The following is a 16396-nucleotide window of genomic DNA, read 5'->3' as shown; positions in this document are numbered from 1 at the left end:
CCGGTTCCGGTTCCGGTTCCGATCCGTCACCGGAACCGGGCCCTCCGACCCACCCCCCCCGCGGGGGCCGCCCCGGCTCCCCGCCCACCCCCGAAAGAGCCGCTGTGACCGGCTACTCCGACATCCCGCTCTCCGTCCTCGACCTCTCCCCGATCCGCGCGGGCCGGCCCGCCGCCGAGGCCCTGGGGAACACCGTCGCGCTGGCCCGCGCCACCGAGGCGTACGGCTACCACCGCTTCTGGATCTCCGAGCACCACAACACCCCCGCGATGGCCAGCTCCGCGACCTCGATCATCATCGGCCAGGTCGCCGCGTCGACCGAGCGGATCAGGGTCGGCGCGGGCGGCGTGATGCTGCCCAACCACGCTCCGTACGTGGTCGCCGAACAGTTCGGCACCCTCGCCACCCACCACCCCGGCCGGATCGACCTCGGCCTCGGCCGGGCCCCCGGAACCGACCCCTGGACCACCCGCGCCCTGCGGCGCGAGCACCGGAGCGGCGCCGACTTCCCCGAGCAGACCGCCGAACTCCGCGGCTACCTCGCCCCCGGCGGCACGGAGCGCAAGGTCCGCGCGATCCCCGGCGAAGGCGTCGACCTGCCCGTCCACATCCTGGGCTCGTCCACCTTCGGCGCCGCCCTCGCCGCCCGCGAGGGGCTGCCGTTCGTCTTCGCCTCCCACTTCGCGCCCGACCAGCTCCGCACCGCGCCGGCGCTGTACCGGACCGCGTTCCGCCCCTCGGCGACCCTGGCGAAGCCGTACGCGATCGTCGCGCCCTCGGCGCTCGCCGCCGGCACCCTCGTCCACACCCCGGCGGGCCGGGTGCCCGCCGTCACCCCGAGGGCCCTCACCGACACCGGGACACGGGAGCTGATCGACGGCTTCGTCCGCTCCGCCCGCCGCGCGGTCGCCGCAGGCCTCGACGGGGTGGAGATCCACGCCGCCCACGGCTATCTGCTCCACCAGTTCCTCGCGGAGAACGCCAACCACCGCACCGACCGCTGGGGCGGGAACACCGAGGGCCGCGTCCGCCTCACCGTCGCGATCACCCGGGCCGTCGCCGACACCATCGGCCCCCACCGGGTCGGGGTGCGCGTCTCGCGGTGCCACCCCTCCGGCGACCTGGCCGAGACCGACCCGTACGGCACCTGCACCGCCCTGGTACGGGCGCTCGCGCCGTTCCGGATCGCCTACCTCCACCACGGCGAGACGGGCACGGAACTGGACACGGCGGTACGGGAGCTGTGGCCCACCGCGCTGATGGTGACCCCTCTCCCGGCCGGCCGCGACAAGCCCGGGGCCGCCGCCCGCTCGCTCGAACGCGGCGCGGATCTGGTCTCCTTCGGGCGGGACTTCCTCGCCAACCCCGACCTGGTCACCCGCTGCCGCGCCGGCGCGCCCCTCAACGAGGCCCGCCCGACCGGCTTCCACGGCGGCGGCGCGGAGGGCTACACCGACTACCCCGCCCTCGGCGACCGTCCGGTGCCGGGTCCCTGAGGCGCCCGGCCCCGGCGGTGACGGCCCCCGCCGGGGCGGGGCGGATGCCGGCGGGGGCCGCCGCCTCCCGGGAGCGGCCCCCGCCTCAGCCGAGCCGGAGAGCGCCGGCCAGTTCGCGCCAGGCCGGGGTGAGCGCCGCGATGCCCTGGCCCCCGGGCGAGAGCGCCTGCAGGCTGACATGGTCCGCGCCGGCCGCCAGGAACTCCTCGATCCTGGCCGTGGCGCGCTCCACGGAACCCAGGGCGAACAGGGAGTCCAGCAGACGATCGCTGCCACCGTGGTCGAAGTCGCTCTCCTGGAAGCCCAGACGGATCAGATTCCCGGTGTAGTTGGGCAGATCCAGATAGAAGGAGAGCCCCTCGCGGGCGGTGGCGCGGGCCCGTTCCAGATCGGTGTCCAGGACCACCTTCAGCTCCGGGGCGAGCAGCGCCTCCGGACCGAGCAGGGAGCGGGCCCGGGCGGTGTGCTCGGCGGTGACCAGATACGGGTGGGCGCCCAGCGCGCGCTCGGCGGAGAGGCGGAGCATCCTGGGCCCGAGGGCCGCCAGGATGCGGTTCCGCGCCGGTACGGGCTCCGGCGCCGTGTCCAGCTCGTCGAGATAGCCGGTCATCTTCGTGTAGGGCTTGGCGTACTGGGGGGTGAACCGGTCATGGCTGACCCCGAGGCCCAGCACGAACCGACCGGGCGCTCTCTTCTCGGTCTCGGCGGTCCAGGCCGCCAGATCCCGTGCCTCATGGGACCAGACGCTGATGATCCCGGTCGTGACCGTGACGCGCTCGGTGGCTTCGAGGACCGTGGTGACCGCGTCGAGCGTGGGGCTGGCGCCGATCCATATGGTGCCGTACCCCAGCGCCTCCAGTTCGGCGGCGGCCTCGGTGATCTGCGTCCGGTCCCCGGGAGCCGTCGAGCTCAGCGCGGAGGTCCAGATGCCGATACGGCCCAGTCGGGCGGATGCGGGAGATGTCATGCACCGTCAACTCCCGCCGTGCCGCCGCTCATTCCCCGATCGAGAGGATTCCTCGGCCGGTTCACCCGCCCGGCGGTGCGGGCGCCGCGCGGAGGGAGGCGTACCGCGTCCGCACCCGGTCGGTTCGCCGGTGCGGCGCGGGCCGCCCGGCCGACCGCCGGGGCCGCCTCCCGTGCCGGTCCGCGACCCGGTTGTCAGTGCCGGGTGGAAGACTGCGGGTGTGATCGAACCGAACCCGAAAGCGGACCTCCTCCGCTATCTGCAGGACGGGCGCGACGCCCTGCTGTGGAAGCTCGAAGGACTCTCCGCATACGATGTCCGCCGGCCCCTGACCCCCACGGGCACCAACCTGCTGGGGCTGGTCAAGCACGTCGCCGGCGTGGAACTGGCCTACCTGGGGGACACGTTCGGGCGGCCGTTCTTCGACGGCCCGCCGCCATCGTGGTGGTACACGGAGGACGCCGACCACAACGCGGACATGTGGGCCGCCGAGGACGAGTCGCGCGAGGAGATCGTGGGGCTCTACCGCCGGGCGTGGGAGCACTCCGACGACACGGTGAGGATGCTCGGGCTCGACGCGGTCGGTCATGTTCCCTGGTGGCCCGAGGAGCGCCGGGAGGTGACCCTGCACCACATCCTGACGCGGGTGATCTCCGACACCCAGCGCCACGCCGGCCACGCCGACATCCTCCGTGAACTCATCGACGGAGCCGTCGGGTACACGCGGGACAAGGACGACATGCCACCGGGCGATCAGGCGTGGTGGCAGGCCCACCGGGACCGGCTGGAGCGGGTGGCGCGGCAGGCCGATGGCTGACCCGGCGCCGATGACCGCTCCCGCGCCGGTGGAGGTGATCGACGGCTGGGAGGAGGCGCCCGTCGTCGCGGGGGAGGAGCTGCTGGCGCTGCCGGGGTTCTGGGCCGCCCATCTGCTCTGGCTGAGCGGGACGGAGGAGCACGACCCCGCCCTGAGCTGGTTCGGCGTCGACGGGGCCGACGCCGACGCCGCCTGTTCCGCGCTGAGCGACGAGGACCGGTGGCCTGTGTTCCGGATTCCGTTCGCGGGCGGCCACACCGCGATGGTCCTCTGCTGGAATCTCCCCGACGACCCGGGAACGGAGTATGTGATCACCCACCCGGGGTGGGGCCGCCGCCACGCCGGCCTGGCCACGGTCGGCGGTCACTCGTCCGGCCCGGGCCTCTCCTGGCGGGAGCTGCACCACATCGCCCGCACACCGGACCTCACCGCTCCGGGCGTCCACGCCGAGTTCGCCCGTCTGCTGCTTCTGCTGCCGGCTCTCGGCGACCAGGACCTCCCCGGGGAAGCCGTGGGCGTGGTCGGCGGGGCACTGCTGCACGCGGGCCTTCCGAAAGAGCTGGTTCCGTCCCTCGCGCGCGTGCTCCTCACGGACCACCCTCTGTGGGAGCCGGCCGCATGGGCCTTCCCGTCCGCCTCCCCGCTCTCGGGCGGCCGGGAGCCCTTTCCCGGAATCCTGCACTGCGACGGGCTGACGAGCCCCCGGTGCGGTACCCATCCCGCCCGGGGCATCGGCCGCGAGCAGAGCGACCGGCTGGCCCGGGCACTCGGCACCTGGCCCGCCGCCTGAACAGCGCTGCCCGGCCGACGACCGGGAGCGGCTCCGGGAGCGGCCCCGGGAGAGGCGGGCCGCCGCTGCCGTCGCGGCCGGACTCGCCGGGCCGGCCGCGACCGCCGTCAGGACGTGCGTACCGCCATCAGCAGCCCGCTCGCCCATGCCAGACGGACGCAGCGGAAGTCCTCGCGCTCGTCCAGCTCGGCCAGCAGACGCCCGACGGAGGCGCCGTGGCCCTCGGGCCAGCCGGGCTGGGGGAAGAGGTCGTCGATCAGATAGGTCCCGCCGGGAGCCACGAGTGCCAGGGCCCGGTCGAGGTCGGTGAACTTCCCCGGCCAGGTGTCCGCGAAGACGAGATCGAAGGGAGGCCCGTCGAAGTCCCGCAGCCATGTGCCGCCGTCCCCGGACACGAAGGTCACCCGGGGGTCGGCGCCCAGCTGCTCCCGGGCGAAGGTCTGGACGGCGGGGTCGAGTTCGACGCTGGTCAGGCGGGAGCCGTGGTCCATGCCGCTGAGGAGCCACGTGGTGCCCTCTCCCGCCCCGGTGCCGAGTTCGAGGATGCGGCCCGAGGGCCGGGCGGCGGCGAGGGCCGCCAGCAGGGCTCCCGTGCGGTCCTCGCTGGACATGATGAAACCCGCCGCCTCCGCCTGGGCGCGCAGCGCGGGCAGGGCGGCCGGGATACGGCTCGGTGTGTCGTCCATCCGGTGATGATGCGAGGACCGTGCCCTCCCGGGCAAGGTCATTTCCGTGCGCCCCGGGGTCCGCGCGGGCCACACGGGCGTACGGGGCAGGTCACACGGGGGTACGGGTCAGCTCCACCAGCCGGGTGACGGTGTTCCAGTTGCGGGTGGTGGCGATGATGCCCCGGAGCAGGTCCGGCCGGGCGAGCGCCTCGGCGAGACGGGAGCGGCCCAGCCCGCCGGGGGTGTGCAGATACAGGGCCCGGTCGCCGGGGCGGAACGCCTCCGGGGCGAAGGAGGCGGCGTCCAGGGAGGCCAGACGGTCCGGCGCGGGGTCTTCGGAGAGGAAGGTGACGTGGAGCTGCCGGCCCTCCAGCCCGGCGGCCGGGAAGGGGCAGCCGGCGGCGACGGCCGCGAGGTAGTCACCGTCCCGGACCAGACAGTCCACGCCGAAGCCGAAGTGCTCCTCGATCGCCCGCCCGAGAGCCGCCGCCAGCTCATCCTCGTCGGCGGCCGGGGTGCTGAAGAACGCGTTGCCGCTCTGGAGATGGGTGGCGACGTCCGCGTACCCCATGTCGGAGAGCAGGGAACGGAGTCCGGCCATGGGGACCTTCCGGTGGCCGCCCACGTTGATGCCGCGCAGCAGGGCGGCGTACCGCTTCGTCGTCATGGGGGACCAGCGTAGACGCTGACCCCCGGGTGAGGAGGCGACACCGGCGCGGGGGCGACCCGCCGGGCGGCCGTCGGGCCGGTTCGCCAAACGCCCCCTGATGCCCGCTTCCCGCGCCCTCGGAGCGGGAAGGAACCACCCGGCACGGCCCCGTGCGGGAGGCCGGGCGCACCGGTGCTCGGCATGGCTTCGGGAAGAGGGAGGTGCCGCTCATGGGCGGTGAGTCCGGTGGGTCCGGTGAGTCCGGTGGGTCCGGTGGGTCCGGCGGGTTCCGTGACGTCGGTGACGTCGGTGACCCGGCCGAACCCGGTTCGGCGGAGCAGGGATTCGGATTCCGCAGGATCGAGCGCGGCGGGACGGCGGAGCGGTGTCCCGTCGCCCGCGGCGCCGACGGGGTGTGGGAGGTGCGCGGGTACGAGGAGGCGCGCGCCGTGCTGCGCAGCGCGTCCACCGTGCAGGCGGGGCTCGGGATCGAGATGGTGTCGAAGCTGCCCCCGCGCATCCGGCGGCCGGTGCTCTACCGGGACGGTCCCGAGCACCGTGAGCACCGCCGCCAGACCGCCCGGTTCTTCACCCCGCGCCGCGTCGACGAGCGCTACCGCGAGGTCATGGTCCGTGTCGCGCAGGCCCAGATCGACCGGCTCCGGGCCGACGGCCGGGCGCGCCTGTCCGATCTCAGCTTCGATCTCGCGATCGAGGTGGCCTGCGCGGTCATCGGTCTGACGGAGAGCAGACCCGGCATCAAGGACCGGCTGGAGCGGTTCTTCCCGGAGCGGTTCGGCACACCGGGGCTGACGAGTCCGCACGGCATCTACTGGACCGTGCGGCAGAACACCAACTGGCTGCGGGTGTACGTCGGCGATGTGCGCCCCGCCGTGCGGTCCCGCCGCCGCTCCCGGCGGGACGATCTCATCTCCCACCTCATCGACGACGGCTGCTCCAACCCGGAGATCCTCGGGGAGTGCCTCACCTTCGCGGCGGCGGGCATGGTCACGACCCGTGAGTTCATCAGCGCGGCGGCCTGGCATCTCTTCTCCGACGCCGGTCTGCTGGCGCACTACCGGGCGGCGGACGAGCCGGGGAGACTCGCGGTGCTCGGGGAGATCCTGCGGCTCGAACCGGTCGTGGGCCGCCTCAGCCGCCGTGCCACCGCACCACTCGACCTGCCCGGCGCCGACGGCGGGCGGGTCACCGTCCCGGCCGGTGACCGGATCGACCTCCTGGTCGATCACGTCAACGTCGACGAACGGACCGTCGGCCCACGACCGCGCTGTCTGCGCCCGGGCCGCACCATGAAGGACGCCGGGCCCCCGGGGCTGGCCTTCGGCGACGGCCCGCACAGATGCCCCGGGCTGCACATCGCGCTCCTGGAGACGGATGTCTTCCTCGGCCGGCTGTTCGCGCTGCCCGGGGTGCGGATGGTGAGCCCGCCGAAGGTCGGCTTCATCAAGGCCATCGACAGCTACGAACTGCGAGACTGCGTGCTGGAGGTGGACGCCGGGGGCGGGGGCTGAGCGTGCTTCTCCCGAGGTTCCCGGGCCGGGTGCGGCGCTCGGGCGGGCCCGGGCCCCCGGGGCCGGCCGCACGGTTCCGCCTTCCCGGCCCGCGCGGGTGTGGTCCTGGGGAGCCTGTCCATGGCAACGGGGTCACTCGTCCTCCCGCCCGCGCGGAGCGTCGGCGACCGACGACAACGCGGCGAGGCGCGGTGCCGGGGCTCGCGAGCCCGGCACGATCCGAAAGAGACGACCTAATCCCCGTCGCCTCCACCACGGCTTCCGCCCCGGCTCTTCCCGAACGCCCGGGTGACTGACCCGGTGGCCAGGGTCACGGCCGCCACCTTCCTGGTCCAGGGCGGCCCGCCGAGCCGGGACCACACGACGCACGCGCATCCCAGCACCACGAGTACCAGAACGCCGATCAGCACCATCAGGACCACGTGTTCCCCCATCCGTTCCCGCGGTTCCGTACCGCTCATGACGACCGTCCTGAGCAGAAGGATGGTCCACGAGCCCCCGTGGTTCATCGGCGGGACGGAATTCCCGGCGGCGGCCCGGCCCGTCGTCCCGGGGGGAACGTCCCCTCAACCGTGCCGTGCCGTGCCGTGCCGTGCCGCACACCGCTTCCCGGATCGACCGTCGTCATAGAGGACGGAACCTGACCGCAATAACTCCTATGGTGATCCCAGAACCACGGACCGCACCGAACGGGAGTCACCCAACATGACCGCGAACGAGCAGATCAGCCGCGACCTCCCCAACGCCCCCTCCCTCACCGGTGAGCGCGCCGAACTGCTGCAGTCGCTGGCCCATCACCGGAGCTTCCTGCGCCTGACCACGCGCGATCTCACCGATGAGCAGGCCGGACGCCGGACCACCGCCAGCTCGCTGTGTCTGGGCGGCCTCATCAAGCATGTGGCCAGGGTCGAGCGGGCATGGGCCGCGTTCATCGCCGACGGGCCCTCGTCGATGGGAAACGCCGCGGAGATGTCCGAGAAGGACTGGGCCGACCGGGCGGACGAGTTCCGGCTGCTGCCCGGTGAGACGCTGGCGGAGGTACTGGCCGACTACAGCGAGGCGGCCCGTGAGACCGACGAACTGATCGCCGCCCTGCCCGATCTGGACGCCTCCCACCCGCTGCCGGAGGCCCCTTGGTTCGAGCCCGGGGTGCGGTGGTCGGCCCGCCGGGTGGTGCTGCACCTCGTGGGCGAGACCGCTCAGCACGCCGGCCACGCCGACATCATCCGGGAGTCCCTGGACGGTGCCACGAGCATGGCCTGACCCGCGCGGCGACGGCGGCCGGCCTGTCGCGCCCCGCTCCGGGCGCGAGGCCACCGGCCCGGCTGTCAGTGGCGGCTGTTAGCGTCCCGGCCCATGGTGATCGAGGGGACGGGAAGTCCCGCGCACGCGGCGGCCCTGACGGAGCGGGTCATCGAGGAGGTGCGGCGCGATCCCGGGGCGAGCGCGCTGCCGTACCGGCACATGCCCTGGGTGGACGGCGCCGTCGCCCGGCCGATGGCCGGGAGCCGGCTCGCGCGGGCGGCGTTCCCGTCCGGACGGCCGCTGTCGCCGAGCCTGCGCGCCTGGCTGGCGTTCGACACCAGCCTCCTGGAGCGCCACCACTGGTTCACCCCGGACGGCGGCTTCGCGCCCCGGCCGCTGGACCGACTGGTCGCCGAGGAGATGGGCGCCCCGTGGGCCGAGGAGTTCTCCTGGCTGGCCGGGCGCTTCTCCGAGTGCTTCCTCCTGCCCGGAGGGTCGGACTCCAGACGCATCCTGGCCGTCACCGACCCGGACGAGGAGGGCGAGTACCCGGTGTTCGCCCTCGACCTCGACGACCTGCCGTATCTGGGACTCATGTACCCGGGCCTCGATGTCCATCTGGCCGATACCGCGGGCCTTCTGGGCCGGGGCGAACCACGCGGCTACACCGAGCTGATCGACCACGCGCTCTACGGGCCCCGGATGCGCCGGCACGCCGCCCAGTGCTTCGCCGGAGACGCCTGGGTCCAGTACCCCTTCGAGCACGCGCCGGTGTACGCCGAGCTGTCCTCCCGGTAGGGGGACGGCACCCCTCGGTGCCGGCCCGGGCCCGCGCGTGAGGGCGTGTCGGCCCCGCGCGCGGCGCCGGCCGGGATGGTGGCCCGCGAACAGGGACGGCCTCCGGGCACGGAGGTCCCGAGGCCGCGGTGCGGCCGGGGTGCCCGTGACCGGTCCACCACAGAATGGGGGCGTGGCCCTCTCTCACCCCGGTCCTGAGCGACCCCTTCTCATCGGACGGCGGCGCGAGCGCGCCCGTCTGGACACGCTGCTCGGCGAGGTGACCGCCGGGCGCGGCGGCACCCTGGTGATCTGCGGGGAGGCCGGCATCGGCAAGTCCGCTCTGCTGGCGTACGCGCGGTCCGCTCCCGGGGTGCGCGTGCTGCGTGCCGAGGGGGCCGAGTTCGAGACCGATTTCGCCTTCGCCGGGCTGCACCAGCTCTGCGGACCCGTTCTCGGCGGGATCGCCGCTCTGCCGGCGCCCCGGCGCGCGGAGTTGGAGACCGCCTTCGGCCTGCGGGACGGCGACCCTCCGGACCGCTTCCGTGTCGGCCTCGCCTTCCTCCATCTGCTGTCGGGCGCGGCGGGCGGCACTCCGCTGCTCTGCGCCGTCGACGACGCCCAGTGGCTCGACCCGATGTCGGCGCAGGCGCTGGCCTTCGCCGCCCGCCGGGTGCGCGACGAGCCGATCGCCGTGGTCTTCGCGGTACGGGACCCGGCCACCCGCCCCGAATTACGGGGGCTGCCGTGTCTCGCGCTGGGCGGGCTGGCCGAGACGGACGCCCGGAGGCTGCTCATGGACCGGGTCAGGGCTCCCCTGGACCCGGGCGTGCGGGAGCGCATCCTCGCCGAGGCCCGCGGCAATCCGCTCGCCCTGCTCGAACTGCCTCGCGCGGGCTCGCTGGCCGGGGGGTTCGCCCGCCCCGACGCGTCCGCCGTTCCGGCCGTGGTCGAGTCGAGCTTCCGGGACAGGCTGGCCGGTCTCCCGGCCCGTACGCGCACCCTGCTGCTGATGGCCGCCGCGGAACCCACCGGCGACCCCTCGCTGCTGATACGGGCCGCGGCGGAGATGGACATCGGAGCCGGCGACGCCGGGCCCGCCGAGGAGGCCGGGCTGGTCTCCTTCGGAGGTTTCGAGGGCTCCGAGGGCCTCGGGGGCCCCGGGAACTGGGTACGGTTCCGCCACCCCCTCGTGCGCTCGGCGGTCTACCGCTCCGCCTGGCCGGAGCAGCGCCGTGCCGTCCACCGCGCGCTGGCCCGTGCCCTGGACCACGGGAGCGACGGCGACCGCAGGTCCTGGCATCTGGCCCAGGCCGCCGTCGGCCCGGATGGCGACACCGCCGACGCGCTCCACCGGTCGGCCGCCCGCGCCCGGGCCCGGGGAGGGTCCGCCGCCGCGGCGGTGTTCCTCGCCGAAGCGGCCCGGCTGACCCCGCTGCCGGGTCCGCGCGCCGAGCGGGCGCTGTCGGCCGCCGTGGCGAAACGCGAGGCCGGAGCGCTCGACGAGGCACTCGCGCTGCTCTCCGTGGCGCGTACCGGACCGCTCGGACCGCGTGAGCGGGCGCGGGCCCGGGCCCTGCGCGCCACGATCGCCTTCGACCAGAACCGGGACGACGCGGCGCTGGCCCGACTCCTGGAGGCCGCCCGCGCCATGGCCCCGGTCGATCTCCCGGCCGCCCGGGAGACCTTCCTCGACGCCCTCGCCGCCGCCGTCTTCGTCGGCCGCTTCGCCCACTCGGTCCGGATGTCCGATGTGGCCGCCGCCGCGCGGGCCGTGCCGGGCGGCCCGGCCGCTCCTCCCGCGCGCCCGGCGGATCTTCTCCTCGACGCGCTGACGACCCGGGCGACGGAGGGCTTCACGGCGGCGGTGCCGCTGTTGCGCCGGGTGGTGGAGACGTACGACGCGGAGGGACGAGGCCGGGTCCGGGCGCGCGCCGACACCGGTCCCCGTACCGGAACCCACGGCGAGCGGGGCGACGGCGGCCGTCCCGCGACAGGCGAGCTGTGGCTCGCCTGCTGCGCCGCGATGGACCTGTGGGACGACGGCGCGTGGATCTCCCTCGCGGAGCGCCAGCTGGCGGAGTCCAGGGCGGCGGGCGCGCTGGCGGTGCTGCCGGTGGCACTCAGCTACCGGGCGCTCGCGCACATCCACACCGGGCAGTTCGCCGACGCCGCCACCCTCGTCGCGGAGGCTTATTCCGTCGCCGAGGAGGTCGGCGCCCCGGGCCTGGAGTACGTCGAGGTGACCGTGGCCGCCTGGCGCGGCGAGGAGAGCCGGACCCTGGAGCTGGCGGACCTGGCGAGGGCGGGTGCCGAGGAGCGGGGCGAGGGCAGACTCGTCACCGCCGTCGAGTACGCCCAGGCCGTCCTCCTCAACGGACTCGGCCGCTACGACACCGCCCTGGAGATCCTGCACCCCGCCTGCCGGCTCGACGAGATGGGGTTCCACGCCTGGATTCTGACCGAGTTCCTGGAAGCGGCGGCCCGCACCGGCGAACGGGAGATCGCCGCCCCGGTGCTGGCGCGCCTGCTCGACCGGGCGGGGAGCGCGGGAACCGACTGGGCGAGGGGAGTGGCCCTGCGCGCCCGGGCCCTGCTGGCGGAGGGACCGGAGGCCGAGGAGTGCTACCGGGAGGCGATCACCCGGCTCGACCGCACCCGGGGGGCCGTGCACGCCGCCCGTGCCCGTCTCGTCTACGGCGAGTGGCTGCGGCGCGAGGGGCGCAGGCGGGAGGCCCGTACCCTGCTGCGCACCGCTCACGAGCGGCTCTCCGCCATGGGCGCGGGCGCCTTCGCGGCCCGTGCGGCCCGCGAGCTGGACAGTACGGGAGAGCACCCCCGGAGCCGTAAGCTCCCGGCCCCCGTCGGACTGACCGCACAGGAGTTCCGGATCGCCCGCATGGTCGCCGCCGGCGCGACGTCGAAGGAGGTCGGCACGCGGCTCTTCCTGAGTCCCCGGACCATCGACGCCCATCTGAGGAACATCTTCGGGAAGCTCGGCATCACCTCGCGCAGACAGCTCGGACAGATGCCGTTCCACCGTGATGACACACCGGGGGAGCGGAGCGGACGGGCCGGTCGCGACGGCTGAGCCGCGCTCGGGCGCCGGAGCCCTCCGGCCGCGCCGGGCCATATTGTTGACGTGTCCTCAAATGTGGGAGGGTGAGGCGCGCGCCCGTGATGCCCGGGCGGGCGGCGCGCCGGGCCCCGGCGTGCGGCGGTCGCGTCGGACGACGGGGGAGCGGTGTCCACCCACCGGATGTCGCCCGGGAGCGGGGCTCCGCTCATCGGCCGCCGTCAGGAGAGCCGGCGGCTCCACCGGCTGATCGCCGGTCTCGCCGCCGGGCGCGGGGGAGCGCTGGTGATCGTGGGCGAGGCGGGCATCGGGAAGACCGCCCTGCTGGCGTCGGTGCGGACCCCGCCGGGGACCACCGTCCTGCGCGGCCATGGCGAGGAGACGGACAACCGCCGGGATTACGACGGGCTGAGCCGGCTCTGCGCCCCGCTGGCGGCCGTCGTCGCCACGCTCCCCCCGCCGCAGCGGCGCTGTCTGGAGGCAGCGCCGCTGCGGGGCGCCGCCGCCACCGACCGGAATCCGTTTCTCGTGGCCACGGCGGCGCTGGGCCTGCTGGCCGCGGCCTCGGCCGAACGGCCCGTGCTCTGTGCCGTCGACGACGCGCACCGGCTGGACCGGGCCTCCAGCCGGGCACTCGCCTTCGCCGCCCGGAGAGTCCATGACATTCCGGTCGTCTTCCTGCTCGCGGCCCGGCGGCACCACGGCCGGACCGAACTGGCCGGTCTTCCCACGCTGTTCCTCGCCGGACTGCCCGAGCGGGACGCCCGAATCCTTCTGTCGCGGCGCGACCTCGACCCGCTCGACCGCCCGGTGCGGGACCGTGTCGTCGCCGAGGCCCGGGGCAACCCTTCCGCCCTCATCGGAATCTCCCGGGCCGCCCGCCTCCCCGCACCGGACGACCCGGATGAACCGGAAGAATCCAATGACCCGGACATCCCGGGGGGCCTGGGCACCCCGGACACGCCATCCGGTGACGCCCCGCCCCGGGCGTGTGCGGAGGCCGACCTCCGCGACCGCCTCTCCGCGCTCCCCCCGGCCACCCGCCGGCTCCTGCTGGTGGCGGCGGCCGAGCCCACCGGACACCCCCTGTATCTGTGGCGGGCCGCCCGGCACCTGGGCATCGGCGCCGAGGCGGCGGCGCCCGCCGAGCGGGCCGCGCTCCTGGAGGTCGGCCTGTGGGTCCGGTTCAGCCACCCCCTCGTGCGGACCCTCGTCTGGTGCGGGGCCACACCGGCCGAACGCCGGTCCGCCCACCGCGCCCTCGCGGTCGCGGCGGACGCCGTCGCCGGCCGACCGGACCCGGGGACACGGCACCGCGCGCACTCCCTCGCCGGTCCGGACGAGGCCATCGCGGCGGCCGTCGAGCGATCGGCCGCGCGGTCCGGGACACCGGGCGGGGCCGCCGTCCTCCTCGAAGCGGCGGCCCGGCTCACCCCCGGCGCCCGGGACCGCGCCGCGCGCACTCTGAGCGCCGCCGGGGCCCACCGTGCCGCCGGAGCCCACCGGTCGGCCGAACGGTTGCTGGCACGCGTCCGCTCCGGGCCGCTCGACGAACGGCTGACCTCCCGTGCCGAGACCCTCCACGCCCGCCTGGCCCTCGATCGCGGCCGGTACGCGAGCGCGGCCGGTCTGCTGCGGCGGGCGGCCGCGCTCCTGGCCTCCGTCCCCATGGACGCGCCGCTGCTGCGGGAGGTCTCTCTGGAGCGGCTGATCGCCACCGAGCGCGCGGGCCGCCTCGCCACCGGAGCCCACCCCCCGGAACCCCCGGAACCCCCGGAACCCTCGGAACCATCGGAGCCATCCGGCAGCGGGCACCCCACCCCGCCTCCCGGCCTCCCACGCCCTCTCGATCTGCTGCTCAGCGCCCTCACCACCCGCGAGCGCGCGGGTGTCGCCTCCGCCGCGCCCGCGCTGGAACGCGCGCTCCGCTCCCACCTCGACGGCCAGGGGACCCCGCCTCCCGGAGCGGATGAGGCGGGGGCGCTGTGCGGTGCGGCGATCGATCTGTGGGACGAGTCCGCGTGGCACCGGCTCGCCGACCGCCAACTGCGCGAGGCCCGGCGCTCGGGCCCTTGGACCGTGCTCCGCGCCGCCCTGGGCCGGCGGGCGTTGCTCCATGTCCACACCGGCGAGTTCGGGGCCGCCGCGGCCCTGGTCCGGGAGGCCGGCTCCCCGCCGAGCGGCCCGGACCGCCCCGACTGCCCGGATGGGTCCGGCGACCCGGAGCTGTCCTGTGCGCGGATCACCCTCGCCGCCTGGCGCGGGGACCGGGCCCGGACCGCGTCGCTCGCCGCCGAGGCCCGGCGGGACGCGGTCGCGCGCGGGGACGGCCGGCTGCTCACGGCCGTCGGCCACGCCCGGGCCGTCCTCCTCAACGGACTCGGCCGCCCCGCCGACACCGTCCGGGTGTGGCGCTCCGACCATCGGCTCGACGAGACCGGCCTGCACACCTGGGGTCTGGCCGAACTCGTGGAGGCGGCAGCCCGGTCGGGAGAGCGCGGCCTCGCCGACGCGGCGCTGGAGGGAGTGATCCGGCGCACCCGCGCCAGTTCCACGGACTGGGCGCTCGGAGTACGGCTGCGCTCCCAGGCCCTCCTCTGCGGCGGTGCGGAGGCCGGGGAGCTGTACCGGGAGGCCATCCGGCGCCTCGATCTCAGCGGGGCGGCCCCGCAGGCCGCTCGCGGCCGTCTTCTGTACGGGGAATGGCTGCGGGCCGGCGGATACCGGGTCGAGGCACGCCGACAGCTGGGACAGGCGTACACGGTGTTCTCCGCCTGCGGCGCCGCCGCCTTCGCCGCGCGGGCCGCCCGGGAGTCGCGCGCTGCCGGGGAGCGCGCCCGCACCCTCCGGGCGCGCTCCGCGCCCTGGACCGGACGGGCCGACACCTCCTTGCTGACCTCCCAGGAACGGAGGGTTGCCCATCTGGTGGCGACGGGAGCCACCACCAGGGAGGCGGCGGCCGAACTGAACCTGAGCCCCCGGACGGTGGACGCCCATCTGAGAGGTGTGTTCAAGAAGATGGGCCTCTCCTCCCGCCGGCAACTGCCCACCGCGCTGCCCGGGATCTGACGGAGTCCCGGCCCGGGGAGCGCGCTCATTTCCCCCTCCGGGGCCATGCCGGCCCTCTGCTACCTTCCCTCCCATGAAAGAACCGCGATGGCTCGACGAGCGGGAGGCGCGGGTCTGGAAGATGTACCGGGACCTGCGCCGGGATCTGCAGAGCGCGCAGGAACGCCAGCTCCTGCGGGACTCCGGTCTCTCGGGTGCCGACTACGCGCTGCTCGTCCCCCTCTCCGACGCGCCCGGCGGACTGCTGCGGTCGAGAGAACTGGGCCTGGAGGTGGGATGGGAGCGCAGCCGGCTCTCCCACCAGATCATCCGTATGGAGAAGCGCGGCCTCGTCACCCGGGAACCGTGCGCCGACGACGCCCGGGGAGCCATGGTGCGGCTGACCGCCTCGGGGCGGAGCGCGATCGAGAGCGCGGCCCCTCTCCATGTGGAGACGGTCCGCCGGTGTTTCTTCGACCCCCTGACGTCCCAGGAGGTCGACACCCTGGGCGAGCTGATCGGCAGAATGCTGGACGCCGTCGGCCGGGAACCGGGATAGGGAACCCGTCCGGGGTGTTCCGCGCCCCCGGGGAGGATTCGCCGGACGGGCCCCGCGACCGCCCCGGCGGGGGCACCGCGGGGCCGTCCGGCGCGGGTTCAGCTCTTGTCGAGGCCGAGCAGTTGCAGCTCCCAGGCCAGGCTGGTGCCGAAGACACCACCGTGCTCCAGCAGGATCTCGGTCACGCCCGGTACGGTCTCCTCGCGGGCCCAGTCCCGCTGCCACTCCCCGATGACGGTTCCGGAGCAGGTCGGGATCACACCGGCCTGGATCATGCGCTGGATGCCGCGCTCATGGGCCTCGACACTGGTGGCGCCCGAGGCGTCCGTCACCGCGAACACCCGGTAGCCGTCGGCTATGGCGTGGATCGCGGGCCAGGCCAGGCAGATGTCCGTCCAGAGCCCCGCCATGACGATGTCCCTGCGGCCCGTGGCGGCCACGGCGTCCACCACCCGCTGGTCCTCCCATGTGTTGATCGTCGTACGGTCGATCGGGGTCTGGTCGGGGAACACGTCCTGGATCTGCCGGATGAGCCGGCCACCGCGCTCCTCCACCACGGTGGTGAGGATGGTCGGCACATCGAACACCTTGGCCCCCTTGGCCAGCGCGGTCACATGGTTGACCACCAGACCGGCGTCCATGCTGCGCATGCCCGCGAACTGGGCACCCTGATGGTCGATCAACAGAACGACGGAGTTCTCCGGGGTGAGGAGCGCGTCGAGACCGGTGTAGGTGATGCCCTGGGCTGCCATGAGTTCTCCCGCTGGTCGTT

At 74.8% G+C, this 16396-nt stretch carries 14 protein-coding genes; 9 read left to right on the top strand and 5 right to left on the bottom strand.

Annotated elements, in window-relative coordinates; all coding sequences use genetic code 11:
- Positions 1–104 precede the first annotated feature (104 nt).
- A complete protein-coding gene (locus ABT122_RS15400) occupies positions 105–1496 on the top strand; it encodes an MsnO8 family LLM class oxidoreductase (protein WP_351551058.1) in 1392 nt (463 codons plus the stop codon).
- Between the two features lie 85 nt (positions 1497–1581).
- On the opposite strand, the gene ABT122_RS15395 is transcribed toward ABT122_RS15400, so the two are convergent.
- Complete coding sequence (locus tag ABT122_RS15395) at positions 1582–2463, bottom strand: LLM class F420-dependent oxidoreductase (RefSeq protein ID WP_351551055.1); 882 nt, start codon at positions 2461–2463, stop codon at positions 1582–1584.
- 220 nt (positions 2464–2683) lie between these two features.
- Between ABT122_RS15395 and ABT122_RS15390 the strand changes: the two genes are divergently transcribed.
- Entirely contained in the window at positions 2684–3280 is a 597-nt protein-coding gene (locus ABT122_RS15390; RefSeq protein WP_351551052.1) for a DinB family protein, read from the top strand.
- 10 nt (positions 3281–3290) lie between these two features.
- On the top strand, positions 3291–4070 hold the full coding sequence (locus tag ABT122_RS15385; protein ID WP_351551048.1) for a hypothetical protein: 780 nt from the start codon (positions 3291–3293) through the stop codon (positions 4068–4070).
- Between the two features lie 107 nt (positions 4071–4177).
- Here the strand turns inward: ABT122_RS15385 and ABT122_RS15380 are convergent, their stop codons facing one another.
- Positions 4178–4756, bottom strand: a complete 579-nt coding sequence (locus ABT122_RS15380) for an O-methyltransferase (protein WP_351551046.1) — start codon at positions 4754–4756, stop codon at positions 4178–4180.
- 91 nt (positions 4757–4847) lie between these two features.
- Entirely contained in the window at positions 4848–5405 is a 558-nt protein-coding gene (locus ABT122_RS15375; RefSeq protein ID WP_351551043.1) for a DUF1697 domain-containing protein, read from the bottom strand.
- A gap of 212 nt (positions 5406–5617) precedes the next feature.
- Here ABT122_RS15375 and ABT122_RS15370 point away from each other — a divergent pair, with 212 nt between their 5' ends.
- A complete protein-coding gene (locus ABT122_RS15370; RefSeq protein ID WP_351551040.1) occupies positions 5618–6919 on the top strand; it encodes a cytochrome P450 in 1302 nt (433 codons plus the stop codon).
- Between the two features lie 233 nt (positions 6920–7152).
- Here the strand turns inward: ABT122_RS15370 and ABT122_RS15365 are convergent, their stop codons facing one another.
- Positions 7153–7428, bottom strand: coding sequence for a hypothetical protein (locus ABT122_RS15365; protein WP_351551038.1), 276 nt, complete (start codon positions 7426–7428; stop codon positions 7153–7155).
- A gap of 196 nt (positions 7429–7624) precedes the next feature.
- On the opposite strand from ABT122_RS15365, the gene ABT122_RS15360 reads away from it, so the two are divergent.
- The 5 genes from ABT122_RS15360 (at position 7625) to ABT122_RS15340 (ending at position 15624) form a co-directional block, all read left to right on the top strand.
- Positions 7625–8182 carry a DinB family protein gene (locus ABT122_RS15360; protein ID WP_351551035.1) on the top strand — a complete coding sequence of 186 codons (558 nt, stop codon included), beginning with the start codon at positions 7625–7627 and terminating at the stop codon, positions 8180–8182.
- Between the two features lie 93 nt (positions 8183–8275).
- Positions 8276–8962, top strand: coding sequence for a hypothetical protein (locus ABT122_RS15355; RefSeq protein WP_351551033.1), 687 nt, complete (start codon positions 8276–8278; stop codon positions 8960–8962).
- 172 nt (positions 8963–9134) lie between these two features.
- Complete coding sequence (locus tag ABT122_RS15350) at positions 9135–12032, top strand: helix-turn-helix transcriptional regulator (RefSeq protein WP_351551030.1); 2898 nt, start codon at positions 9135–9137, stop codon at positions 12030–12032.
- Positions 12033–12185: 153 nt separating this feature from the next.
- Entirely contained in the window at positions 12186–15086 is a 2901-nt protein-coding gene (locus ABT122_RS15345; protein WP_351551027.1) for a helix-turn-helix transcriptional regulator, read from the top strand.
- A gap of 73 nt (positions 15087–15159) precedes the next feature.
- A complete protein-coding gene (locus tag ABT122_RS15340) occupies positions 15160–15624 on the top strand; it encodes a MarR family winged helix-turn-helix transcriptional regulator (RefSeq protein WP_351551024.1) in 465 nt (154 codons plus the stop codon).
- A 98-nt stretch (positions 15625–15722) separates the two neighbouring features.
- Here ABT122_RS15340 and ABT122_RS15335 read toward each other — a convergent pair whose 3' ends face one another.
- A complete protein-coding gene (locus tag ABT122_RS15335; protein ID WP_351551021.1) occupies positions 15723–16376 on the bottom strand; it encodes a hydrolase in 654 nt (217 codons plus the stop codon).
- Positions 16377–16396: the final 20 nt, after the last annotated feature.

It is taken from the genome of Streptomyces sp. NPDC001985, from assembly GCF_040296845.1.
Classification (GTDB): Bacteria; Actinomycetota; Actinomycetes; order Streptomycetales; family Streptomycetaceae; genus Streptomyces.
This window is presented reverse-complemented; position numbering and strand designations above follow the sequence as displayed.